At 66.9% G+C, this 22,413-nt stretch carries 17 protein-coding genes and 1 tRNA gene; 8 read left to right on the plus strand and 10 right to left on the minus strand.

Features of this window, described 5'->3' with window-relative positions:
* Window positions 1–48 precede the first annotated feature (48 nt).
* The 5 genes from AAW00_RS12375 to AAW00_RS12395 form a co-directional block, all read right to left on the minus strand.
* Complete coding sequence (locus AAW00_RS12375) at window positions 49–648, minus strand: TetR/AcrR family transcriptional regulator (protein WP_047004748.1); 600 nt, start codon at window positions 646–648, stop codon at window positions 49–51.
* A 42-nt stretch (window positions 649–690) separates the two neighbouring features.
* Window positions 691–1,779: a M14 family metallopeptidase gene (locus tag AAW00_RS12380; RefSeq protein WP_047004749.1), complete on the minus strand. Its 1,089-nt coding sequence runs from the start codon at window positions 1,777–1,779 to the stop codon at window positions 691–693.
* A gap of 91 nt (window positions 1,780–1,870) precedes the next feature.
* Window positions 1,871–4,942: a TonB-dependent receptor plug domain-containing protein gene (locus AAW00_RS12385; RefSeq protein WP_047004750.1), complete on the minus strand. Its 3,072-nt coding sequence runs from the start codon at window positions 4,940–4,942 to the stop codon at window positions 1,871–1,873.
* Window positions 4,943–4,963: 21 nt separating this feature from the next.
* Complete coding sequence (locus tag AAW00_RS12390; RefSeq protein ID WP_047004751.1) at window positions 4,964–5,926, minus strand: alpha/beta hydrolase; 963 nt, start codon at window positions 5,924–5,926, stop codon at window positions 4,964–4,966.
* Complete coding sequence (locus AAW00_RS12395; RefSeq protein ID WP_047004752.1) at window positions 5,923–7,314, minus strand: dicarboxylate/amino acid:cation symporter; 1,392 nt, start codon at window positions 7,312–7,314, stop codon at window positions 5,923–5,925. The genes AAW00_RS12390 and AAW00_RS12395 overlap by 4 nt, the downstream gene beginning before the upstream one ends.
* Window positions 7,315–7,501: 187 nt before the next feature.
* Here AAW00_RS12395 and AAW00_RS12400 point away from each other — a divergent pair, with 187 nt between their 5' ends.
* Window positions 7,502–9,187, plus strand: coding sequence for an ATP-binding protein (locus tag AAW00_RS12400; RefSeq protein WP_047004753.1), 1,686 nt, complete (start codon window positions 7,502–7,504; stop codon window positions 9,185–9,187).
* The gene (locus AAW00_RS12405) at window positions 9,184–10,524 is read left to right on the plus strand and encodes a sigma-54-dependent transcriptional regulator (RefSeq protein ID WP_047004754.1); all 1,341 of its coding nucleotides are present in this window, start codon (window positions 9,184–9,186) and stop codon (window positions 10,522–10,524) included. Before AAW00_RS12400 ends, AAW00_RS12405 begins: the two co-directional genes overlap by 4 nt.
* A 235-nt stretch (window positions 10,525–10,759) precedes the next feature.
* Here the strand turns inward: AAW00_RS12405 and AAW00_RS12410 are convergent.
* Window positions 10,760–10,834: transfer RNA gene (locus tag AAW00_RS12410), tRNA-Thr, on the minus strand.
* A gap of 132 nt (window positions 10,835–10,966) precedes the next feature.
* On the opposite strand from AAW00_RS12410, the gene AAW00_RS12415 reads away from it, so the two are divergent.
* Entirely contained in the window at window positions 10,967–11,275 is a 309-nt protein-coding gene (locus tag AAW00_RS12415; RefSeq protein ID WP_047004755.1) for a TM2 domain-containing protein, read from the plus strand.
* Here AAW00_RS12415 and AAW00_RS12420 read toward each other — a convergent pair.
* Both AAW00_RS12420 and AAW00_RS12425 read right to left on the minus strand, forming a co-directional pair.
* Window positions 11,272–12,144 carry a hypothetical protein gene (locus tag AAW00_RS12420; protein WP_047004756.1) on the minus strand — a complete coding sequence of 291 codons (873 nt, stop codon included), beginning with the start codon at window positions 12,142–12,144 and terminating at the stop codon, window positions 11,272–11,274. The genes AAW00_RS12415 and AAW00_RS12420 overlap by 4 nt on opposite strands.
* Window positions 12,141–13,457, minus strand: coding sequence for a replication-associated recombination protein A (locus AAW00_RS12425; protein WP_047004757.1), 1,317 nt, complete (start codon window positions 13,455–13,457; stop codon window positions 12,141–12,143). Before AAW00_RS12425 ends, AAW00_RS12420 begins: the two co-directional genes overlap by 4 nt.
* 120 nt (window positions 13,458–13,577) lie before the next feature.
* Between AAW00_RS12425 and AAW00_RS12435 the strand changes: the two genes are divergently transcribed.
* Complete coding sequence (locus tag AAW00_RS12435; protein ID WP_162199432.1) at window positions 13,578–14,528, plus strand: PadR family transcriptional regulator; 951 nt, start codon at window positions 13,578–13,580, stop codon at window positions 14,526–14,528.
* Between the two features lie 59 nt (window positions 14,529–14,587).
* Window positions 14,588–15,094, plus strand: coding sequence for a hypothetical protein (locus AAW00_RS12440; protein WP_047004758.1), 507 nt, complete (start codon window positions 14,588–14,590; stop codon window positions 15,092–15,094).
* Here AAW00_RS12440 and AAW00_RS12445 read toward each other — a convergent pair.
* Window positions 15,050–16,213: a glycosyltransferase family 4 protein gene (locus AAW00_RS12445; protein ID WP_047004759.1), complete on the minus strand. Its 1,164-nt coding sequence runs from the start codon at window positions 16,211–16,213 to the stop codon at window positions 15,050–15,052. The genes AAW00_RS12440 and AAW00_RS12445 overlap by 45 nt on opposite strands.
* Window positions 16,214–16,316: 103 nt before the next feature.
* Between AAW00_RS12445 and AAW00_RS12450 the strand changes: the two genes are divergently transcribed.
* A complete protein-coding gene (locus AAW00_RS12450) occupies window positions 16,317–16,871 on the plus strand; it encodes a hypothetical protein (protein ID WP_156170068.1) in 555 nt (184 codons plus the stop codon).
* Between the two features lie 3 nt (window positions 16,872–16,874).
* Here the strand turns inward: AAW00_RS12450 and typA are convergent, their stop codons facing one another.
* The gene (typA, locus tag AAW00_RS12455; RefSeq protein WP_047004761.1) at window positions 16,875–18,716 is read right to left on the minus strand and encodes a translational GTPase TypA; all 1,842 of its coding nucleotides are present in this window, start codon (window positions 18,714–18,716) and stop codon (window positions 16,875–16,877) included.
* Window positions 18,717–19,046: 330 nt separating this feature from the next.
* On the opposite strand from typA, the gene AAW00_RS12460 reads away from it, so the two are divergent.
* Together AAW00_RS12460 and AAW00_RS12465 are read left to right on the plus strand one after the other, a co-directional pair.
* On the plus strand, window positions 19,047–21,791 hold the full coding sequence (locus tag AAW00_RS12460; protein WP_047004762.1) for a TonB-dependent receptor: 2,745 nt from the start codon (window positions 19,047–19,049) through the stop codon (window positions 21,789–21,791).
* A gap of 24 nt (window positions 21,792–21,815) precedes the next feature.
* Window positions 21,816–22,400, plus strand: coding sequence for an RDD family protein (locus AAW00_RS12465; RefSeq protein WP_082125071.1), 585 nt, complete (start codon window positions 21,816–21,818; stop codon window positions 22,398–22,400).
* Window positions 22,401–22,413: the final 13 nt, after the last annotated feature.

A 22,413-nucleotide genomic window follows, 5' to 3' on the forward strand; every position in this document is an offset into this window, starting at 1 on the left:
AATTTTGTACCGACCGATATTTTTTTCCGCGTCGCAGCGAAAAGCGCCTTATCTGGATGGCCACGCCGCCAGTGCCGCATCGGCAACGCCCATGAGGTCTGCGCGGGTCGCACCGGATTGCGCCTGAACCGAAATGCCCTGCATGATCGCGAGCAGGTACCGCGTGATGGCCTGCGCATCCGTCGGTCCGTTGAACTCGCCGGCATCGATGGCCTGCTGCATTCGCTCGACGATAAGGGTCTTGGCCGCTTCGGCGCGCTGGTTGACGTCTTCGCGGATGGACGGCTCGACGCTTTGGCAGGCCACGGTGGAGATGACGCCCATGCAGCCCCGGCACTCGCCGCCGGTCGCCGTCTCGACCGCTCCGTGGAGAAGGTATTGCGCCACCCCCCGCGCCGTCGGTTCCCGCATGGCCTCGCCGATGTAGGCCGTCTTGTCGCGCTGGTAGAGGTCGAGCGCCTGCCGGAACAGCGCCTCCTTGTTGCCGAAAGCAGCGTAGAGGCTCGGGCGGGTAATGCCCATCGCCTCCGTCAGATCGGACAGCGATGCACCTTCGTAGCCCTTGGTCCAGAAGACCTGGAGGGCCGAAGCGAGCGCCGTATCGGGACAGAATTCCCGCGGGCGACCTCGTGTCGCGAGCTTTTCCATACCTTCCAGTATGGTATTTGCCCCTGCAAATGCAAGCTTCGTTTAGCGGGAGCCGTCGCCCACCAGTCGGTCGAGTGCTGCAGGAAAGGCCCGCGCCAGAGCGGCGGCGGCCGAGTGCGTTCCTTGCCGGTCCGCGTCGTCGGCGACTTCATAGGTGAAAGCGGGGATGCCGTAGGTCGCATTGAACCAGTTCTTGGCCGTGCCGCTGCCCGGGTTGGCGTTGGTCCGTTCGATGGTGAAGGAATAGCCGGAAAACGCGTTTTCCCGCCCCTCCAGCCATTCGCTGAGGAAGCGACGACCGGCCTCGTTCGCCTCCTCGCCTTGGACGTAGAACAGGTTGCGGTTGGTCGAGTGGAAGTCGATCATCGCCACCGGCCGCGTCCCGGCGGGCAGATCCGACAGCCATTGCGCGACCGCGCGAGTCTCGGGCTGGCTAAAGGTGCCCCAGTCCCGGTTGAGATCGACGCCGCCCAGATTGGCGCGCCAGTTGCCCTCCGCGACGCCATCGGGATTGATCTGGGGCACGACGAGCACCTGGTAGCGCGCGCCAAGACCGGGGTCCGCGGCAAAGGCTTCGCCGAGCGTGTCGACGAAGCTCTCCATGGCGATAGCGCCGGTGACCTCTGGCGGGTGTTGCCGGCCGAGCAGGACGACGAGATGCGGCGCGTCCGCATTGCCAAGGCGAAGGGCCTCGACGGCGCGGCCTGCGTGCGATCTGGCGATCGTCAACAGTTCGCCGCCTGCGCGATCGCGCCAGCGAGCCAGCGCGCCGCGGTAATGGCTGGCGCCGACCAGTTCCTGCGCGCTCACCGTCCCGGCACCGGGCGGCAGGGCAAGCGTCACCGCATTCCCGTCGTCGGCCACAGCGACATCCACAGCCCTCGTCTGCCGCCCTATGGTCAGGACGGGGGCATATCGGTGCCGCGCTCCGAGATAGACGATCCGCACTGCAACCTCGCCCGGCCCCTCGGCCTCGTAGCGAAAGGCATACCACGGGCTGGGATTGATCGGCGGCGCGTGTTCCGGGCTGACCAGGACAGTGAACGCGCGCTCGCCATCGATACTGCAGCGCGAGCGCGACGCGCCCTCGAAATCGAAGGCGACGACCGCGCTCGCGGTGCGGCATTCCACCCCGGCTCGTCCCCCCGGGCCGTCGGCGGCGGGTGCCGGGGGTGCGTGAACGCAGGCCCCGGCCGCCAAGGCCACCAGCGCGGCGGATGCCCTAGAAGGTCTTGCGTACCTCAAACCGGAATACCCGCCCCCTTGCGCTGTGCAGGTCGCTGAAGAAGCCATAGTCCTCGTCGGCCAGCGGCGGATCTTCGTCGAACAGGTTGTTGATCCCCAAGCGCAACCGCGTGCCGTCCAGCGCCGTGTTGCCCTCGAAGGTGTAGGACAACGAAACGTTAAAGGTAAGCCAGTCGTCCACCGGGAAGTAGTTGTCGCGCGGATCGTCGGAATCGACCAGCACGTCGCGGACCACGCTGCTGTCGTAGACCTTCCCAACGTACTGGCCGAAGATGCCGAGCGCGATCGGGCCCCGCTCCCAGTTGAGCGAACCGCTAGCGCGCCACTTGGGCCGCCCGTCCAGTTCCAGCAGTTCGCCTAGGCCGCCCACCGTGATGTCGAGCGGGAGGACACCTGCATTGACGGCATCGACCAGCTCGAGCCCATCGGGCCCCGCCACCTGTTCGAAGCCGAGCAGGCGCGCGGCGTTCAGGCTGATGCTGACATCGCCCATACCGAAGTCGGGCACCTGGTAATAGAGCCCGAAGTCGAGGCCCCTCGATATGCGGCTGTCGAGATTGAGATAGTCGTCGCGCACGAAATCGATCTTGCCCGCAGGCTCCAGCCCGGTTCCGGCGAACAGGGCGATGTCCTCTGCCGTGGGCGCGAGGCGCACGACGTTGGGATTGCTGCTGCCCGCGAGCCGCCGGAGGAAATCGAGCGCGATGGCATTCTCGTCGCCGAAGGTGCCGACCAGCCCTTCCTGCCGCACGCGCCAGAAATCCGCCGTCAGCGTCAGGCCCGGGAGGAACCGCGGCTCCAGCACGACACCCAGGTTGATCGAGGTGCTTTCCTCCGGAACGAGGTTCTCGGTCCCGGCGCGGAAGCTGATGACGCCCGCGCCCGGGCAGGCACCGAGATTGGCGAGGGTTCCTTGCAGGACCTGCGCCTGGCAGACCACGAAATCGTCGCGGGTGTTGGACCGCGTTGTGCCGCCGTCGTTGACCTGCACCAGGTTGGGGGCACGAAAGCCGCGCGACCAAGCACCGCGGAAGGTCAGGCCGGGAACGGTGGTCCAGGATGCTGCGACGCGCGGGACGACGGCGGTCTCGCCGATGTCGTCGAAATGTTCGGCGCGCCCGGCAAGCTGGAGATTGAATTCCTCGACCAGCGGGATGTCCATGTCCGGTCCGACGAGAGGGACGAAGGCCTCGGCATAGGCGGAATAGACGTTGCGGCTCCCGTCGGTGTCGGGAGACTGGCTGGTGCCGGCCACGTCGCTGCCGTTGAAGTCGCCGGTCACGCTGTCGGTAAAGGTAATGGTGCCGTCGAGGCGCGGGTCGCGGTCGTCGAAGAAGGTCTCGCGCCGCCACTCGATGCCGGCGGCCACGCCGAGATCGCCGCCCGGAAGTTCGAAGAGGTCGTCGCGGCTCAGCTTGAAGTCGGCCAGCGCCAGGCTGGTGCCGCCGCGGCGGAACACGTCGATGCGGAACGGCGCGATCGATGCCTCGGGATTGGGCGTGCAGTCGCCCAGGCCCGGATCATCGAGGCAGCCGCCATTGAACGGGTTGTAGGCATCGGGGGTCGTCAGGTTGATCTGCTGCTGCAAAAGCGTCAGCGAAACGCGATTGCGGGCCAGATCGAGCGATTCCGCCTCCGAATAGACGAAGCCGGTATCGAAGTCCCACTCGCCGAAATTGCCGCGTAGGCCGGCAACGAGGCGGTAGGAATCCTTGTCGACCGACACGTCGCGGTTGCCGACGTCGACGAAGCGGTAACGCTCCATGATGACGTCCGCGCCGACCGCGGGGATTGTGGTGCCGGGCAGGCGTTCGGGGTTGGGCAGGCCGTTGCGGGTCGTCGGGCCGAAGGGATTGTAATAGGCGTTGCGCGAGATGCCGAGCGGCACCGCGCTCAGGATCGCCGAGGCATCGATGTTGCGCCGGTTCTCGGAGCGGTAATAGCTGCCCTCGAAATAGGCCTCCACATCGTTCGACAGCTCGTAGCTCAGCAGCGCCTGCGTGTTGTAGCGGTTCTTGCGGCTGAACAGGTCGTTGCCGAAGATGGTGTTGTATCGAACGGCCGCCGTAGGCGTGGTGCCCGCGCGGGCGCAGATGCCGTCGCCGAAGTCGAGCGCGCAGCCGGGAAAGGTGCTAGGCTGCAGGTAGAAGTCGTCATCGCCGATCGGCGTGCGGCTGGAGGGGGCCTGGATGTCGAACTGGCCAAACGGACCGAAGGTGTTGCGGTTGTTGAACGAGGCGTCGCCCTCGAAATCGGTGCCCTCAACCAGGGGCAGGCGGTTGTCGTCGCGGGCATAGCGCCGCTCCGATCCGGGCATTCCGCTCTCGTGGAAATAGCCGCCATAGACGGTCAGGTTGCCGCGACCGTCGGCGAAGTCGAAGCCGTAGCCGCCGGCTATCTCGTAACCGTCCATACTGGTGCCATCGTATAGGCGATACTCCGCCTCCAGAAAGCCGCCGGTGCGATTGCCGCGCAGCACGGTGTTGATGACGCCCGCCACCGCGTCCGCGCCGTAGATGGCCGAGGCCCCGTCTCGCAGCACTTCCAGCCGGCGCACCGAACCCGGCGCGATTTCGTTGGTGTCGGAGGAGACGACAGGCACCAGCAGCTCGGTCTGGAAACCGGGGTGCAGCACCATGCGCCGACCGTTGATGAGCAGCAGCGTGTTGCCGGTGCCGAGATCGCGAAGGTTGACCGACCCGACGTCGCCGCGCGCGGAGTTGACGGTGTTCGAGTTCTGCTCGTTGAACGCGACTGTGCCCTGCTGCGGGATGGCGCGAAACAGTTCGTCACCCGATGCCGCGCCGGTGTTCTCGATGGCGCGTTCGTCCAGCACCGTCACCGGCAGCACGTCGTTGATCTGCGCCCCCTGGATGCGCGATCCGGTGACCACGATGGCCTCGTCGCCCGGCACGTCCTCGTCCTGCCGATCGTCCGTCGCCGCCTGCGGAACAGGCGCTTCGACCACCTGGGCCATTGCAGGAACGGCGTAGGCGGCCATGCCGGCGCCTGCCAGCAGGGCCAGGCGTGCCTTTGCGAGTGTCTTCATCGATGCTCTCCCCATCATGTCTTAACGTGTGCCTGTCGGCGTTGGTGTCGGTGCGCGCCTGGTGATCCAGGCGTCGAAGATGTCCGGCCACTGGCTGAGCGTCTGGTCGGGCGTGCCGAGCCCCCAGCCGTGTCCGCCGTTCTCGAAGATGTGCAGTTCCGCTGGCACCCCCGCGCCCACCAGCGCCTGGAACAGCGCGATGCCGTGGCCGGGCGGCGTGGTCGGGTCGTCGGCGGCGGAAAAGATGATGGTGGGCGCCGCTTCGGCGTTCGCCAGCCGGTCGAGCGACCAGAAGGCTTCCTGCTCGGGATTGGCGCCTTCGCCCACGAGAATGCGGCGGGTTCGCGTCGTATCGTACGGGGCGCTCATCGATACGACCGGGAACAGCAATGCTGCAAAGTCGGGCCGGGCGCTGACGGTGTCGATGGCGTCGACGGTGGTGTAGATCGGCTGAGCCGGACGCAGGGCGGTATAGCCCGCCAGATGGCCGCCTGCGGAAAAGCCCATGATGCCGATCTTCGCCGGATCGATCCCGAAGTCCGCCGCACGGCTGCGCACGATGCGCATGGCGCGCTGGGCATCGGCAAACGGCGCGCCGCGCTCCCAGCCGTCATCGGGCAGACGATAGAGCAGTTCGAAGACGGTATAGCCGTGCGTCTGCAGCCACAGCGCGGCTGGCGTGCTTTCCTTCCACAGCTGGATGCGGAAATAGCCCCCGCCGCCGCATACGATCACCGCGCGGCCGTTCGGGTGGTTCGGGCGATAGACGCGCATGCGCGGTACGGCAATGTTCGAGACCGCGCCGTATCCCGCACCCGAGGTGCCCACCTCTTCCTCGCCGCTGACGCCGCCCCCGCCGGGCGGGGTGCCGGGCCACAGCAGGATTTCCTCCAGCTCGTGCGCGGAGGCGCCGACCATCGGGCCGGCGGCGTGGATCGCGCCCGCGGCAAGCGTCATGGCGAAGAGGTCGCGGCGGGTCGTCATCGGGCATTCTCCATCGTGGCGGCAAGGCTCTCGCTGTGGGGCCCGGTGCGCTCGTGCCGCTCGATATCCTCGGTCGGCAACGGCATCGGCGTTCCCGCCATCGCCGCGGCGAGGCGATCGGTGTCGAGTGCCTTTTCCCACTTGGCGACAACCACGGTGGCGACGGCATTGCCGATGAAGTTGGTCAGCGCCCGGCACTCCGACATGAAGCGGTCGATGCCCAGGATCAGCGCCATGCCCGCGACCGGCACCGAGGGCACGACCGAGAGCGTGGCGGCGAGGATCACGAAGCCCGCGCCGGTCACGCCCGCCGCACCCTTGGAACTGATCATGGCGACCAAAACCAGCGCCACCTGCTCGCCCAGCGAAAGGTCGATGCCCACCGCCTGCGCGATGAACAGCGCGGCCAGCGTCATGTAGATGTTGGTACCGTCGAGGTTGAACGAATAGCCGGTCGGCACGACCAGGCCGACCACGGTCTTGCGACAGCCGGCGATCTCCATCTTTTCCATCAGCGTGGGCAGCGCTGCCTCGGAGGACGAGGTGCCGAGCACCAGCAGTAGCTCCTCGCGCAGGTATTTAATCAGCGCAAAGATGGAGAAGCCCGCCAACCGCGCGACCACGCCCAGCACGACCACCACGAACAGGATCGATGTGAGGTAGAAGGTGGCGATGAGCGCGGCCAAACTGGCGAGCGAGCCGATGCCGAATTCGCCGATGGTAAAGGCGATTGCCCCGAAAGCGCCGATGGGCGCCAGCTTCATCAGCATGTGGACGAGCTTGAAGATCACCTCGCTCGCCGACGAGAGGAAGTCGAGGACGAGGTCGCTTTTCGGCCGCGTGGCGGCGATGGCCACGCCAGAGAGGATCGCCACCAGCAGCACCTGCAGGATCGATCCGCTGGTGAGCGCGCTGAACAGCGTCGTCGGGATGATCGCCAGCAGGAAGGCGGCGATGGTTTGTTCTTCGGCGGTCGAGGCATAGGAACTAACTGCATCGGCATCGAGGCTGGCCGGATCGATGTTCAGCCCCGCGCCCGGTTGCACGACATTGGCGACGACGAGGCCGATGATGAGGGCCAGGGTGGAAAAGAACAGGAAGTAGGCGAGCGCCTTGCCGGCCACGCTGCCGACAGACGACATGTCCTTCATTCCCGCGATCCCCGTCGCCACGGTCAGGAAGATCACCGGCGCGATGATCATCTTGACGAGCGCGATGAAGCCGTCGCCGACTGGCTTGAGCGAGGTGCCGAAGTCGGGGAACAGGTGGCCGACGATGGCACCGAGCACGATGGCCGCTACGACCTGGGCATACAGGCGGCGATAGATCGGTACCCGTCTTGCTGGCGCGTGTGGCGGCAGGGGGCGTTCGGTAGCGTTGGTCAGCATGTCCTCTCCACGCCGCACTTGATGCGGTCTTAGACAGGATAGGCTGCGCGAACCGCCTATCCAGCATGAGGCAGCTGAAAGTTTTTTCCTGCAAAATCAATTCTATTGACCGGTCCGACGAGTAATTCGTGCGAATTTCCGCACAAGCTGTCTGTTCGGAATGCGGAAAATCGCACATGGTTGCGCAATGACGTTCCTCAACTCCGCGCCGCCACGCGGTCGCCTGGCCCTGATCGTTGCAACGAGCCTCGTGCTCGTTGCAGCGGTTGCCTTCGCGGCGCTGTTCCTGGTGCAGCGGGTGGAGCGGGACGCGGCGCTGTTCGAGGTCGAGACGCGGGCGCGTAGCGATGCGCAAATTCTCGCCAACGGCCTGCGTTCGGAGCTGAGCAAGTTCGAGCTCGTCCCGCGCGTCCTCGCCGAGGATCTGGAAGTCGCGGCTGTCGTGCAGGGCGATCGCGGGACGCGCCGAGCGCTCGACCGCCGGCTCGAGCGCATTGCCGAGCAGACGGGTGCGGCGGCGCTGTATGTCATGGACGCCGACGGGCTGACACTCGCGGCCAGCAACTGGAACCTGCCGACCAGTTTCGTGGGGTCCAACTACGCCTTCCGCGGCTATTTCCGCGATGCCCTGGCGCAGGGCGAAGCGTCGCAATTTGCGCTCGGTACAGTCAGCCGAGCCCCTGGCCTCTACATTGCACACAGCATCGTGGTGGACGGTAGGCCGCGGGGCGTAGTCGCGCTGAAGGTCGAATTCGACGAGGCGGAGCAGGTCTGGCGCGACAGCGGCGTGCGCGCATTCGTTAGCGATGCAGAGGGTATCGTGCTCATCGCGAGCGATCCGGCATGGCGCTTTACCATGCTGCAGCGCTTTGCCAGCGCAGGTCGCGATGCCGCCGCGGACGAGCGGCAGTACGGCGTGGCCGGATTTCGCAGGTTCGCGCCCGACATTCCGGATGCCGCGCTCGTCAGTGTGCCGGTGGGATACCCGGCGCAGGGTACCGCAGAGGAATGGAACCTCCATCTACTCGCCGAAACCGGTCCGCAAGTCGCCGCGGCGCAGCAGACCGCACGGCTGGAGGTATTGCTTGGACTTGTTGCGCTGGCCCTTGTCCTCTGGGCTGCCTTCCAGTGGCGGCGCCACAGGCAGGCACAGACGCGCAGCATCATCGCCGCACGAACGGCAACGCTGCGCGAACAGCTGACGCAGGCAAACCGGCTCGCGACCCTGGGGCAGGTCACGGCCGGCGTGGGCCACGAGATTCGCCAGCCGCTCGCGGCAAGCAGGCTCTTCGCGGAGAACGGTCAGCGCATGATCGCAGCGGGCGACACTGGCGGTGCGGCAGACAATTTCGCGCACATTGCCGGGCTCATGGAACGGATCGGCCAGATTACCGACGAATTGCTGCGCTTCAGCCGGCGAACCGCGCGAGAGCCCGGCGACGTCCAGCTGGCGCGCGCTATCGACGGCGCCATGCTGCTGCTGCGAGACCGGATCGAGCAGAGCGGCGTGACCATCGAACGCCCTTCCTCTTCGCTCGCGGAAACGATCGTTCGCGCCGAGCCGGTTCGGTTGGAGCAGGTTCTTGTGAACCTTTTGCAAAACGCGCTCGATGCGGTCGGTGAAGGCGGGCGGATCGAGATCACGATCGCCTGCGACGCGAATTTTGCGCGGCTGAGCGTATTGGATGACGGCCCAGGCCTGACGCGTGAAGAAGCGGACCAGCTGTTCCAGCCATTCGCTACGACCAAACCGGACGGCCTCGGACTGGGCCTCGTCATCTCGCTCGACATCATGCAGGGTCTCGATGGCGACCTAGTGGTCGAACCCTCTGGTGACGGCGGGCGGTTTACGATGGTCATCCCCCTCGCATGAGCGCCCGGCCGGCCCTTACGGTAGCCTTGGTGGAAGACGATGCCGTCTTGCGCGCGGCTACGGTGCAGGCGCTCCTGCTGGAAGGCGCGCACGTCGAGGCCTTTGCCGATGCGCGCGCCGCCCTGGCCTGGCTCGCCGAGGATTTCGCGGGCGTGGTGGTGACCGATGTGCGGCTTCCCGGCATGTCCGGCATCGCGCTTTTCGAGCAATTGCGAGAGATGGACCCGGCCCTCCCGGTGATCCTGGTCACGGGGCACGGCGACATAGACATGGCGGTGAACGCCATGCGCGGCGGCGCCGCCGATTTCCTCGCCAAGCCGTTCTCCTCGGCAGACCTCCTGCGCTCCATCAAGCGGGCCTTCGAGCAGCGAGTGCTGGCGCTGGAGAATCGCGCGCTGCGGCAGGAATTGCATCGCGCGAGCGGCGGGCGAGGGCCGGCCGTGCTGCAGGGCAGTTCCCCCGCCGTAACTGCCCTTCGCTCGCTGGTCGAGGCTGTCGGCAACGCGGAAATCGATGTCGTCATCAAGGGCGGGCAGGGCACCGGCAAGACGACGCTGGCACGGCATATCCACGACATGGGCCCGCGCGCGGCCCGACCCTTCGTCGCCATCGACAATGGTGTGCTCGCGCACGAGGATGCCGAGCTGCTGTTGTTCGGCCGAGATCCGGCTGCGGGGCTTTCGCGCACCGGCCTGCTGGAACGCGCCAACGGAGGGACGCTGCTGCTGGACGATGTCGCCGAGTTCGATGCGCCGCTACGCGCGCGGCTTCTCGCCATGCTGGACAGCAGGACCGTCATTCCCATCGGAGCGGATCGCGGTCGCAGGCTCAACCTGCGGATCGTACTTGCCCGGCAACCGGGCGATGCGGCGTTGCAGGACGCGGGCAGCGCGCTTGAACGAAGGCTGGGCGCGGTGTCGATCACCTTGCCGTCGCTGGCGGAGCGAAGGGAAGATCTGCCGACGCTTCTTGGCATTTTCGTGCGCCGACACGAGTTGGCTACCGAACGCCAGGCACGCGAGATGTCCGATCGCGACCGGGAGTATCTCCAGCTTCACACCTGGGCAGGCAATCTGCGCGAACTCGACGGCTACGCCCGTGCACTCGTGCTCGGGGTGCCCATGCAATCCTCACCGGGCGAAACATCGACGCAACCTCATTCGCTGGCGGAACGCGTCGCGCAATTCGAGCGAAGCCTCATCGAGGACGGGCTTCGTCGCTACGGCGGCAACGTCGAGAAGCTTCGCGCGGAGATGCAAATCCCGCGCAAGACGCTGTATGACAAGTTGAGGCGATACGGTCTCGTAGCAAAGGAATTCCGCTCAAGCGTATTTTGAATGCGACGATTGGCAGGTGTAGGACGGCCCGCTCGGGTGTGGCTGGCGCATGCCGCACCCTGGATTTGCCGGCGGGATCTGCCTCGCTCGAGCGGGTGAGAGTATTGGCATTGCGGCAATCGTCTTCAGCAAGCGGCCGTGCCGCTTCCGACCAATCACTTCAGCCGGGTTCAATGCGTGAACGGCGGCTTTGAGAATTGATTGCGTGCTGACCAGGGTCAGAGATTATCAATAATGGTGCCGGCTGAGGGATTTGAACCCCCGACCTTCGGTTTACAAAACCGCTGCACTACCACTGTGCTAAGCCGGCATATCCCGTCGCGGGAAGGCCTCGCCTTTGCCTCAAGGCGGCGCAAACGTCCAGCCTTCGCTAGGCGCCCGGCCCTATTGCGCAGTGCCCGCGTTCGGATATGGTTCGGGACAGGGAACAAGGGGGCTTTCAATGGACGACAATTTACGGACCCAGCTCATGTTCGAGGCGCAGCGCAAGAGCGCGGGCGCCGCCTACCTGCTGTGGTTCTTCCTCGGCGGGTTCGGCGCGCATCGCTTCTATCTCGGACAGACCGGCACGGGCATCGCGCAATTGCTGCTGGGCCTGCTCGGCTGGATCCCGCTGTTCCTCGGCTGGCTGGTTCTCGGCATCTGGTGGGTCGTCGACGCCTTTCTCATCCCCGGCATCATCGAGCGGCAGAACATGGAAGCCATCGAGCGGCTGGGCGGCAACCGCCGGGGCCTGTCCGCGCGCATCTAGGGCACGCCGAAGGTCCAGCCTTCGGTGCGGGCGATCTGCGGGGTCATCGCAGCGGGGCTCCACAAGGCGGCATCGTCCGCCGCCACGCGCAGCCAGGCGGCGGTGATCAGCGCGTCGGAGGCGTGGTCGTCGATGGCACCTTCGCCCGGCACAGGCGGACTGCCGAGTGCGGCGAGTGCCGCGTTCAGCTCCTCGAAGCTGCGCATCTTGCTGCGCGAGGGCGATCGGCCCGCGGCCATGGCGGCGATGGTGGTGTAGATTTCGACCACGACCGATCCGGTGTGGGGCAGGGGGTCGACGGGCCAGACGGGCAGGCGGCCCGCCAGCGCGTGCAGCACCCGCATCCCCGTCAGGCTCGACTTCCCGACCTGCGAGGCGCCCACGAGGTTGAAGTTGGAGGTCGGCTTGCACCCCAGCGCTTCCTGTTCGCGCTCGGTGACGCGGAACCGGCCCCTGCCGCCCTCGAAGGCCGCCCCCTCGCGCGCGCCGTGGCGGCGGAAGTGGGCGCTCGCCTCGGGATGATCGACGAAGCTGGTCGCGCCCAGGTGCTCGTCGGCGGCGCAGGTGCTCTCCACCAGCGACCATAGCGCTTTCGCGTCCGCCGGGCTGCGATCCCAGCCGGGGAAATAGGCGCCGCGGTCGGCGAATGGCAGGGCAATGCCAAGGTCGAGGCCGACGAGCGAATTGTCGGGCAACGCCTCGGTAAGCACGTCGAGCACCTCGGCGCGGCTCCAGCCCCTGTCGCGCTGCACCAGCACCGGCGGCCCGCCACCTGCGTGCGCCACCGCGACGGCGATGGCCTTGTGCCGTGCGCCTTGCGCGCCCGACCAGTCGATGGCGAGGAAGTGCTCGAATTCGCGGACCTTCACCGGCGTTCGTCCCGCAGCTTGTCCCAGTAGGCGAGCCGCTCGCGCACCTTGCGCTCGAACCCGCGCTCGACCGGCTGGTAGAAGGCCTGCGGCTCCATCTCGTCGGGCCAGTAGTTGTCGCCTGAGAAGCCTTCGTCGGCGTCGTGGTCGTAGGTGTAGCCAGCGCCGTAGCCGACCTGTTTCATCAGCTTGGTGGGCGCGTTCACGATGTTCATCGGCGGCATCAGGCTGCCGGTCTCGCGCGCCGACTTCCACGCCGCCTTCTGCGCCTTGTATACCGCGTTCGACTTGGGCGCGGTGGCGAGGTAGACGCAGGCCTGCGCCAGCGCCAGCTCGCCTTCAGGGCTGCCGAGGAACTGGTAGGCGTCCTTGGCCGCAATGCACTGGGTCAGCGCGCCGGGGTCGGCCATGCCGATGTCCTCCACCGCCATGCGGATCAGCCGCCGGGCGAGGAACAGCGGTTCCTCCCCCGCCGTCAGCATCCGCGCGAGGTAATAGAGCGAGGCCTGCGGATCGCTGCCGCGCACCGCCTTGTGCAACGCGGAGATGAGGTTGTAGTGCCCCTCGCGGTCCTTGTCGTAGACGGCGACGCGGCGCTGGAGGAACTGGCCGAGAGCAGCAGGATCGAGCGGTTCGGCGATCTTCGCGGCGTAGAGCGTCTCCGCCTGGTTGAGCAGGAAGCGGCCGTCGCCGTCGGCGCTGGCGATCAGGGCCTCGCGCGCCGGATTGGTCAGGGGCAGGGGGCCTTCGAGGTCCTCCGCGCGGTCCAGCAGGCGGCCTAGCGCCGCGGCATCCAGCCGGTGCAGGATCAGCACCTGCGCGCGGCTGAGCAGCGCGGCGTTGAGTTCAAAGCTGGGGTTCTCGGTCGTCGCGCCGACGAGGGTCACGGTGCCGCGCTCGACGAAGGGTAGGAAGCCGTCCTGCTGGGCGCGATTGAAGCGGTGGATCTCGTCCACGAAAAGCAGCGTACGTTGCCCCGCCTTTTTGGCGGTCTCGGCGGCGGCAAAGGCCTTCTTGAGGTCGGCCACCCCGCTGAACACCGCGCTCACCGCCTCGTATCGCATGCCCACGGCGGCGGCGAGCAGGCGGGCGATGCTGGTCTTGCCGGTGCCGGGCGGGCCCCACAGGATGAGGCTTGAGAGGCGACCCGCCGCCACCATCCGCCCGATCGCGCCCTCCGGCCCGGTGATGTGCTCCTGCCCGATGACTTCGGACAGGTCGCGCGGCCGCAGCCGGTCGGCCAGCGGCGCGTCCTCGCCCGGTTCGTCGAGCGCGCGCTGGGGCGGTTCATCGTCGGCGAAAAGATCGGCCATCACCCTTCCTAACGCGTGGCGGCGCGCGAAATGCAGCGGGCAGCGAAATTTTTGCACAGACCCCTTGTTACGATAGGTCTAAGATATATCTTGCCGATGGGACACGATTGGAGAACTCGCATGGGAAGAAAGCACAAGGGCGAGCGTGACGAGAACGGCGCGCCCCGACCCCCGAAACCACCGAAGCCCCCGAAACCGCCCAGGCCCCCGGCCGCGCCGGACGAGGACATCAACGACGAAGGCGACATGGAGCCGCTGGAAGGCCACATCTCGGATCATCCCGAAGGCGAGGATTTCGACGTGGATATCGAGATCGACTTCGAGGGCGAGGGGAAGCGCGACAGTTTCTTCGGCCCCAGTGGCCCGTTCGGCCGCAACGGTCCTTTCGGCGAAGAGGGCGTCTTCGGCGAAAAGGGCGTGTTCGGCGAACAGGGTCCGTTCGGCGAGAAGGGCGTATTCGGCCCCGACGGACCCTTCGGCCCCAAGGGCGTCTTCGGGCCGGGCGGCGTCTTTGCCAAGTCCTCGCGCCATCGCGGCGGACTGCGCCACGCAGGCCGGGCGGAGCGGGCGCACCGCCGCGCGGAGCAGATCCACGGCCTTGCCGGCAGCCGCCGTCGCCGCCTGTTCGGTCCCGGCGAACTGCGCCTGCTGCTGCTCGCCATGCTCGCCGAGGAGCCGCGCCACGGCTACGAGCTCATCAAGGCGCTGGAGGGCATGACCGAGGGCGCGTATGCCCCGTCGCCGGGCGTCGTCTATCCGACGTTGCAGATGCTCACCGACGAGGGCGCGATCGCCGAGACCGCGAGCGACGATGCCCGCAAGCTCTACCAGGCCACCGACGCAGGCGTTGCCGAACTCGAGGACCGCAAGGAGGAAATCCGCGAGCTGTGGGAGCGGCTCGGTCGCAAGACGGAACGTGCCCGGCCGATGGACCAGCCCGAACTGTTCCGCGCGCTGGGCAATCTCGCCTCGGTCGTCGCCAACAAGGCGAAGCGCGGCGGGCTGGAGCTCGACAAGGATCAGGTCGTCGACCTGATCGACCAGCTGGCGCGCAGGATCGAGCGACTCTAGGCCGCTGCGGCGATCCGTGATAGCTCTCCCCCCGGGGTCGCACCTCGGGGGAGAGCATCATGGACACCGCAACCCAAGCACCGGTGCGTGCAAGCGCACCCTGGCACCTCTGGCTCGTCGGCCTGCTGGCGCTGTTGTTCACGGCACTGGGCGGCTACGATTACACCATGTCGCAGCTTGGCGACCGCGACTACATCGCGTCGGTCCTTGGCGGCACGGGCGTCGATATCGACACGGCCGTCGCCTATTTCGCCGGGTTCCCGCTGTGGATGGACATCGTCTGGGCGATCGGCGTGTGGGGTGCGGTCGCCGCTTCGGTGCTGTTGCTGCTGCGCAGCCGACTGGCCTTTCCGGTTTTTGCGGTATCGCTGGCCGCCTTCCTCGTCAGCAATATCTACGGCCTTGCCAACCCCTTGCCCGGCATGGCGAACAACGCCGCGACCTACGGCCCGGTGGCGGTGGTCTTCGTCGTGATGGTTTTCTTCACGCTCTACGCGCGCGCGATGGCGCGGCGCGGGGTCTTACGCTGTGCGACGCGCCCTGCCGCGTTCCTCGATCAGCCGTAGGTAGGTGTCGGCGACCACCTTGTTGATCGCGTCCCACGCGAAATCGCGGCTGCGCAGTTCGCCCGCGCGCCCGTGCGCCTCGCGCAGGGCAGGATCGCGGATGTAGGCCGCCACCGCGTCGGCAAAGGCGCCGGCATCGCCCGGCGCGATGAGCCGCCCGGTGATACCGTCGCTCACGAGGCTGGTGCTGCCCGTCGCGCGTGCCGCCACCACCGGCAGGCCGCTCGCCATCGCTTCGAGCGTGACGTTGCCGAAGGTCTCGGTGACGCTGGGATTGAGCAGCAGGTCCATGCTCGCGACCGCGCGGGCGAGGTCGGCGCCGCTCTGGAAGCCGACGAACGCCGCCTCGGGACAGCGCTCGGCAAAGAATCCGTGCGCCGGACCCTCGCCCACCACCAGGACCTTGTGCGCAATGCCGCGCCGGCGCAGCTCGGCCATGGTTTCGGTGAAGACGTCGATGCCCTTTTCCAGCACCAGCCGGCCGAGGAAGCCCACGGCCACCTCGTCGTCGGCGATGCCGTGCTCGCGGCGCCAGGCCATGTCGCGCCTGGCAGGGTCGAAAATGGCGCGATCCACGCCGCGGGCCCAGATGCCGATGTCCTCGTGCATGCCCTGCTCGCGCAGCACGTCGGCCATGCTCTCGCTCGGCGCGACGAGCGCGTCGGTGCGGCGGTAGAAACGGCGCAGGATGGCGACGGCCCAGGGCTCGGCAAAGGCGCATCCGTAATAGCGCGGATAGGTCTCGAACCGGGTGTGGACGCTGCCCAGGATCGGCAGGCCATGGCGGCGGGCCCAGGTCACGGCGGCATGGCCCGTGGGATCGGGGCTGGAGACGTGGACGATATCCGGCCGGAAGGCCTCCAGGTCGCGGCGCACGGCAGCGTTGAAGCCCAGCGGAAAGCGGTATTCTCCGCGCCCCGGGATGGCGACACTGGGCACGCCGATCAACTCGCCCGCGGGTTCGAACGCGGGTTTGTCCACGGTCGGCGCATAGACCCTGACCGTCGCGCCCTGCCGCAGCAGGTAGTCGACCAGCCGGTTGAGCGCCTGGTTGGCCCCGTCGCGGACGTAATTGTAGTTGCCGCTGAAGAGTGCAACACGAAGGTCGGCCGGGCTCATCGACACGGCCTTAGGCGAGGCTTGGCCGCTTGGCGAGAGGCTAGCTGGAGCCTTTTTGGGCTGCGGTCACGTTGTCGTCACAACCCGGGGCGAGAATGATCTCGTGTCCGGAAAAGTGGAGAACCCCATGCCCGACTGCTCGTCACCGCGCCCGTTTCCCGTCCTTGCCTGCGCGCTGGGCCTGGTCCTGACGACCGGTTGCGACAGCCAATCCGCAGGCGATCCCGGCGAGACCGCGCCCTCTCCCGCGCCCACCGTCACCCAGACCGTCGCCGCGACACCCACCCCCACCCGCGCCGCCGATCCCGAGGTCGAGGCGGCGGGCGCGCGCGACGATGCTGAGGCGGCCGAGGGCGCCATGCAGGACACGATCCCGGCGCGCTTCCATGGCGACTGGTCGGAGGATCTCGCGCACTGCGGCCAGCCCGGCCACCAGCGCTACGACATCCGCGCGCGCGAGGTCGGCTTCTTCGAGAGCACGGGAATCGTGCAGGACGTGCGGGTCAACGGCGACTACGCCGCCGCCACCCTCAGCGAGCAGTACGGCGATGCGCCGCCAGCGGTCTACGTGTTCTACATGGCCATCGAGGGCCCGAACACGATGCGCATCCGCTACGACGACAACCCGCGCTTTCGCATCTATCGCTGTCCGAACTGACGCCTAGCCATTCTGTGCGGCGCGCTTGGCGCGCTTGCGCTCGTGCGGGTCGAGGATGGCCTTGCGCAGGCGGATCGACTGCGGGGTGACCTCCACGATCTCGTCGTCGCCGATGTAGGCGATGGCCTGCTCCAGCGTCATCTTGCGCGGCGGGGTCAGGCGGATGCCCTCATCCTTACCGCTGGCGCGGAAGTTGGTCAGCTGCTTGGACTTGAGCGGGTTCACCTCGAGATCGTCGGGCTTGGCGTTCTCGCCGATGATCATGCCCTCGTAGAGCTTGGTGCCGGGCGACACGAACAGCACGCCGCGCTCCTCCAGCATGTTGAGCGCATAGGCCTGCGCCTCGCCCATCTCCATCGAGATCAGCACGCCGTTCTGGCGGCCCGAGATCGGGCCCTTGTGTGGGCCGTAGCTGTCGAACAGGCGGTTCATGATGCCGGTGCCGCGGGTGTCGGACAGGAACTCGCCGTGGTAGCCGATGAGGCCTCGGCTCGGCGCGGTGAAGGTCAGGCGCGTCTTGCCCGCGCCGCTGGGGCGCATGTCGGTCATCTCGGCCTTGCGCTGCGCCATCTTCTCGACGACCGTGCCGGAGAACTCCTCGTCCACGTCGACCACGACGGTCTCGTAGGGCTCCATGCGCTGGCCGTTCTCTTCGCGATACAGCACGCGCGGGCGGCTGATGGAGAGCTCGAAGCCCTCGCGGCGCATGGTTTCGATCAGCACGCCCAGTTGCAGTTCGCCGCGGCCCGCGACCTCGAAGGCGTCCTTGCCGGCGGCCTCGGTAATGCGGATGGCGACGTTGCCCTCGGCCTCGCGCTCCAGCCGGTCGCGGATGACGCGGCTCTGCACCTTGTCGCCCTCGCGGCCCGCATAGGGGCTGTCGTTGACGGCAAAGGTCATGGAAAGCGTTGGCGGATCGATCTCCTGCGCGTGGATCGGCGCGGTGACGTGCGGGGCGCACAGGGTGTTGGAGACGGTGGCTTCGGTCAGGCCGGCGATGGCGACGATGTCGCCCGCCTTGGCGTGCAGCACCGGCTCGCGGTCGAGACCGTTGTAGGCGAAGACCTTCGTGGCGCGGCCCGCTTCCACCAGCTTTCCGGTAACGTCGAGCGCCTTGATCGGCATGCCGACCTCCAGCCGCCCACTCTCGATGCGGCCCGTCAGGATGCGGCCGAGAAAGGCGTCGCGGTCGAGCAGGGTGGCCAGCATGGCGAAGTCGCCGTCCTCGTCGAGGTCGGGGGCGGGGACGTGCTTGACGATCAGCTCGAACATGGGCGTCAGGTCGCCCTCGCGTGCGTCGATGTCCTCGCTGGCATAGCCCGAGCGGCCCGAAGCGTAGAGCACCGGGAAGTCGAGTTGCTCGTCGTTGGCGTCGAGGTTGACGAAGAGGTCGAACACCTCGTCCAGCACTTCGGAGGCGCGGGCGTCGGCGCGGTCGATCTTGTTGACCACCACGATGGGCTTCAGGCCGAGGCCGAGCGCCTTGCCGGTCACGAACTTGGTCTGCGGCATCGGGCCCTCGGCGGCGTCGACCAGCAGGATGACGCCGTCGACCATCGAGAGGATGCGCTCCACCTCGGCGCCGAAGTCGGCGTGGCCGGGGGTGTCGACGATATTGATGCGGTAGTTCTGCCCGCCGCCCTTGGGCGCCCACTCGATGCTGGTCGGCTTGGCGAGGATGGTGATCCCGCGCTCCTTTTCGAGGTCGCCCGAATCCATCGCCCGCTCCTCGACACGCTCGTTCTCGCGGAAGGTGCCGGACTGGCGGAAGAGCTGGTCGACGAGCGTGGTCTTGCCATGGTCGACGTGGGCGATGATCGCCACGTTGCGAAGGGGGGCGGACATGATCTGGTTTCCTGCAAAAAGCGCTGGTTCGCCTCGGGTGCGCGAAATGCTGCACCTGCGAATTCGCGCGCCCCTAGCCGAGAGCGGCGCGAGGGGCAAGCACGGGCAGGTCCCGGAGACCGTCGCCAACGAACCTCACCATTACGTCAGATGTCTTCCTGTTGCGCTAATGATACACCTGTATCGCCGCGAGATAGGCGATTCATGTCCCGATTGTGCAAGGTTGCACCGCTTTGTATTGTCTGGGCTACCTAGACAGGTCGCTCGCGTGCGGACCGATCGCCGAAAACGGTGGCAGGGTCGGCATGAGGGGGAGAGATGGAGATTTCTATGAAGACTGTGTTCGCCGGCACCGCCGGCATTTCGCGCAAGTTCCTGTGCGGCGTCGCCGCTGCCGCGCTGCTCGCGCCCGCCGCCGCCTTCGCCCAGAGCGAGGCCGAGACCGGCCAAGACATGTACCCCGAGGAAGACGGGGAGGAATTCAGCCAAGGCAACCAGATCATCGTCACCGCGACCAAGCGCGAAGCGACCCTGCAGGAAATTCCCGTCGCCGTCTCCGTGACCGGCGCCGAGGTGCTCGAGCGCGACCAGATCCGCGACATCCGCGACCTGCAGACGGTGGTGCCCTCGCTCAGCGTCGGCCAGCGCCAGTCCTCGGCCAACACCGGCTTCTTCATCCGCGGCTTCGGCAACGGCGCCAACAACGCCGGTATCGAACCCTCGGTCGGCGTGTTCATCGATGGCGTCTATCGCAGCCGCACCGCCTCCTCTATCTCCGACCTTCCCAACGTCACCCGCATCGAGGTGCTGCGCGGCCCGCAGTCGACCCTGTTCGGCAAGAACGCCAGCGCCGGCGTCATCTCGGTCGTCACCGAAGAGCCGCAGTTCGACTGGGGCGGCTCGGCCGAGCTCACCTACGGCAACTACGACGCGCTGCTCGGCCGCCTTTACGTCACCGGCCCGCTGTCCGACAGCGTGGCGGTCAGCGTTGCCGGCGGCTTCAACGAGCGCGACGGCTTCTTCGAGGACCTGGGCACCGGCAACCGTTCCAACGACCGCGACCGATGGTTCCTGCGCGGCCAGGCGCTGATCGATCCCGGCAACGACTGGACGCTGCGCGTGATCGCCGACGTCGACGACATCGACGAGATCTGCTGCGGCGTGGTCAACGTGCAGAACGGCCCCTCGACCCCGGTGATCCGTGCCCTGGGCGGCAACGTGACCAACCCGGCCGATCCCTTCGCCGACGTCATCTATTCGAACTTCGATTCGACCAACGACATCCGCAACCACGGCATCTCGGGGCAGTTCGACTGGGATCTGAGCGATGACTTCACCTTCACCTCGATCACCGCCAGCCGCACTACCGAGAGCGTGACGGTGCAGGATTCGGACTTCTCCAGCGCCGACCTGATCTACCCGAACTCGCAGGATCTCAGGATCGACACCTTTACGCAGGAATTCCGCGTGGCCGGCTCGATCGGCGATCGTCTCGACGTGCTGCTGGGCGCCTTTTACCTGAATGAGGACGTCGACCAGTCGAACCAGCTGCTCTACGGCGCGGACTTCCGCAACTACGCCAACCTCCTGGTGGCGGGCCTGTCGAGCAACGCGTTCTCGATCTTCGCCTCCCCGCTGACGCCGGGCGCGACGCCGCTCGAGGCCGTCTTCAGCCAGGCCTTCGGCACGAACTTCAACGGTCGCTTCTTCACCCAGGGGTCGGGCTTCACCGAAAGCTACACGCTGGATTCGGAGAGCTACTCGCTGTTCGGCCAGGTCGACTTCGAGATCTTCGACGGCCTCGTGCTGACGCTGGGCGGCAACTACACCGACGACAGCAAGACCTTCACCCAGAACGCCGTCTCGACCGACGTGTTCTCGGCCATCAACTTCGATGCGCCGCAGCTCGCGCCGTTTCGCGGACAGGTGCTGGGCCAAGGCTTCGTGTCGCAGGCCGTCGGCCAGCGCCTCGGCCTGAACCGCGGCGCGACCGCGGCGGAGGTCGCCGCCTTTGCCGGTTCGAGCCCGACCAACTTCCAGGTCTTCCAGGCCATCCAGGTGCAGGCGGGCCAGTTTGCCGCGGCCAACGTCAACAACCCGCTGGCGAACCCGCTCAATCCGCTGCGCGCGCTGCAGTTCCTGCCGCCGTTCGTGAACGTGCCCAACGCCGTCGAGGACGGCCGCACCAACGACGACAACTTCAGCTACACCGCACGCCTGTCGTACGACGTCACGCCCGACGTGAACGTTTATGCAAGCTACGCGACCGGCTTCAAGGCGAGCTCGATCAACCTGTCGCGCGATGCCCGTCCCACGACGGCGGACCGCGCGGCGCTGATCCAGCGCGGCCTCGGCGTGGCCAACCTGTCCGCCGGTTCGCGTTTCGCGGGCCCGGAGGAATCGCGGGTGATGGAACTGGGCGTGAAGACCAACTTCGACTGGGCCTCGATCAACCTCACGGTGTTCGACCAGGAGATCGAGGGCTTCCAGTCCAACATCTTCACCGGCTCGGGCTTCGTGCTCGCCAACGCGGGCGCCCAGAGCACGCGCGGGGTCGAGCTGGAGACCCTGTGGTATCCGACCGAAGGGTTCACCATCAACTTCGCCGCGACCTATCTCGACCCGGTGTTCGACAGCTTCACGCAGTCGGCGGTGGGCGACATCTCGGGCCAGCGTCCGGCGGGCATCCCCGAATGGACGGTGATCGCGGGTGCGCAGTACGAGTTCGACCTCGGCAACGCCCTGCTGGTGCCGCGCGTCAACTACCTGTGGCAGAGCGAAACGCAGCTGGTCGAAGGCCTGCCCGACTTCCTGGTGCGCGCGCCTGACGGGACGATTCTGGATGCGACGGCGGCGATCGCTGCTGCCGCACCGTTCTCGCGCGAAGTGAACGACCTGACGGCCTCGCTGACCTACGAGCACGATGCCGGCTTCTCACTGTCGGTGTGGGGCCGCAACCTGCTCGACGACCGGAACCTGGGCACGATCTTCCCCAGCCCGGCCCAGCCGCGCAGCGTCTCCGGCTACCCGAACGATCCGCGCACCTATGGCGTGACCGGTCGCTTCCGCTGGTAACACATCCCTTGGACGGGAGCCGCCATCGGCGGTGGGAAAAGGGGGCTTGCGGGCCCCCTTTTTCTTGCGTGTGGCGGACGATTATGGTGCTCTGCCCGCCTTGAATCCAACAGGGACAAGAGGGGACAATCACGAACGCCTTACGCCGGTTTCTGGATACGCACGGGTGCGTACATCATCGATTCCATCATTCTCTACATCGTCCAGATGGTCATCGCGGGCGTGTTCGGCTTGGGTGCCGGTGCCACGACAGCACTCGATCCCGCCGCGCAGGAAGCCGTCCTTACCGGAGGCGGCGGACTGCTGATCCTGCTGATGATCGTCATCGGCGTGGCCTACTTCGCCGTCATGGAGAGCGGGCCGTGGCAGGCCACGCTGGGCAAAAAGGCGCTCGGCCTGATCGTCACCGATCTCAACGGCAACCGCATCTCGCTGGCGCGCGCGATCGGCCGCTATTTCGGCAAGTTCCTGTCGAGCATCATCCTGCTCATCGGTTTCATCATGGTGGCCTTCACCGAGAAGAAGCAAGGCCTGCACGACATGCTCGCCAGCACGCTGGTGGTGAAGGGGCAACCGGGCCAGTTCGCGTCGCGGGGCGTGTTCGAGTAAGGCCGCGGCCTCC

The sequence above is a fragment of the Aurantiacibacter luteus genome (genome assembly GCF_001010945.1).
In the GTDB taxonomy this organism is placed as follows: domain Bacteria; phylum Pseudomonadota; class Alphaproteobacteria; order Sphingomonadales; family Sphingomonadaceae; genus Alteraurantiacibacter; species Alteraurantiacibacter luteus.

What these genes read in the sequence shown, in the direction of transcription:
- AAW00_RS12395 (WP_047004752.1), bottom strand. Translation starts at nt 7,314, where the DNA reads ATGCTGACCAACGCTACCGAACGCCCCCTGCCGCCACACGCGCCAGCA.
- AAW00_RS12415 (WP_047004755.1), top strand. Translation starts at nt 10,967, where the DNA reads ATGGACGACAATTTACGGACCCAGCTCATGTTCGAGGCGCAGCGCAAG.
- AAW00_RS12390 (WP_047004751.1), bottom strand. Translation starts at nt 5,926, where the DNA reads ATGACGACCCGCCGCGACCTCTTCGCCATGACGCTTGCCGCGGGCGCG.
- AAW00_RS12375 (WP_047004748.1), bottom strand. Translation starts at nt 648, where the DNA reads ATGGAAAAGCTCGCGACACGAGGTCGCCCGCGGGAATTCTGTCCCGAT.
- typA (WP_047004761.1), bottom strand. Translation starts at nt 18,716, where the DNA reads ATGTCCGCCCCCCTTCGCAACGTGGCGATCATCGCCCACGTCGACCAT.
- AAW00_RS12445 (WP_047004759.1), bottom strand. Translation starts at nt 16,213, where the DNA reads ATGAGCCCGGCCGACCTTCGTGTTGCACTCTTCAGCGGCAACTACAAT.
- AAW00_RS12440 (WP_047004758.1), top strand. Translation starts at nt 14,588, where the DNA reads ATGGACACCGCAACCCAAGCACCGGTGCGTGCAAGCGCACCCTGGCAC.
- AAW00_RS12400 (WP_047004753.1), top strand. Translation starts at nt 7,502, where the DNA reads ATGACGTTCCTCAACTCCGCGCCGCCACGCGGTCGCCTGGCCCTGATC.
- AAW00_RS12385 (WP_047004750.1), bottom strand. Translation starts at nt 4,942, where the DNA reads ATGAAGACACTCGCAAAGGCACGCCTGGCCCTGCTGGCAGGCGCCGGC.
- AAW00_RS12405 (WP_047004754.1), top strand. Translation starts at nt 9,184, where the DNA reads ATGAGCGCCCGGCCGGCCCTTACGGTAGCCTTGGTGGAAGACGATGCC.
- AAW00_RS12435 (WP_162199432.1), top strand. Translation starts at nt 13,578, where the DNA reads ATGGGAAGAAAGCACAAGGGCGAGCGTGACGAGAACGGCGCGCCCCGA.
- AAW00_RS12425 (WP_047004757.1), bottom strand. Translation starts at nt 13,457, where the DNA reads ATGGCCGATCTTTTCGCCGACGATGAACCGCCCCAGCGCGCGCTCGAC.
- AAW00_RS12460 (WP_047004762.1), top strand. Translation starts at nt 19,047, where the DNA reads ATGAAGACTGTGTTCGCCGGCACCGCCGGCATTTCGCGCAAGTTCCTG.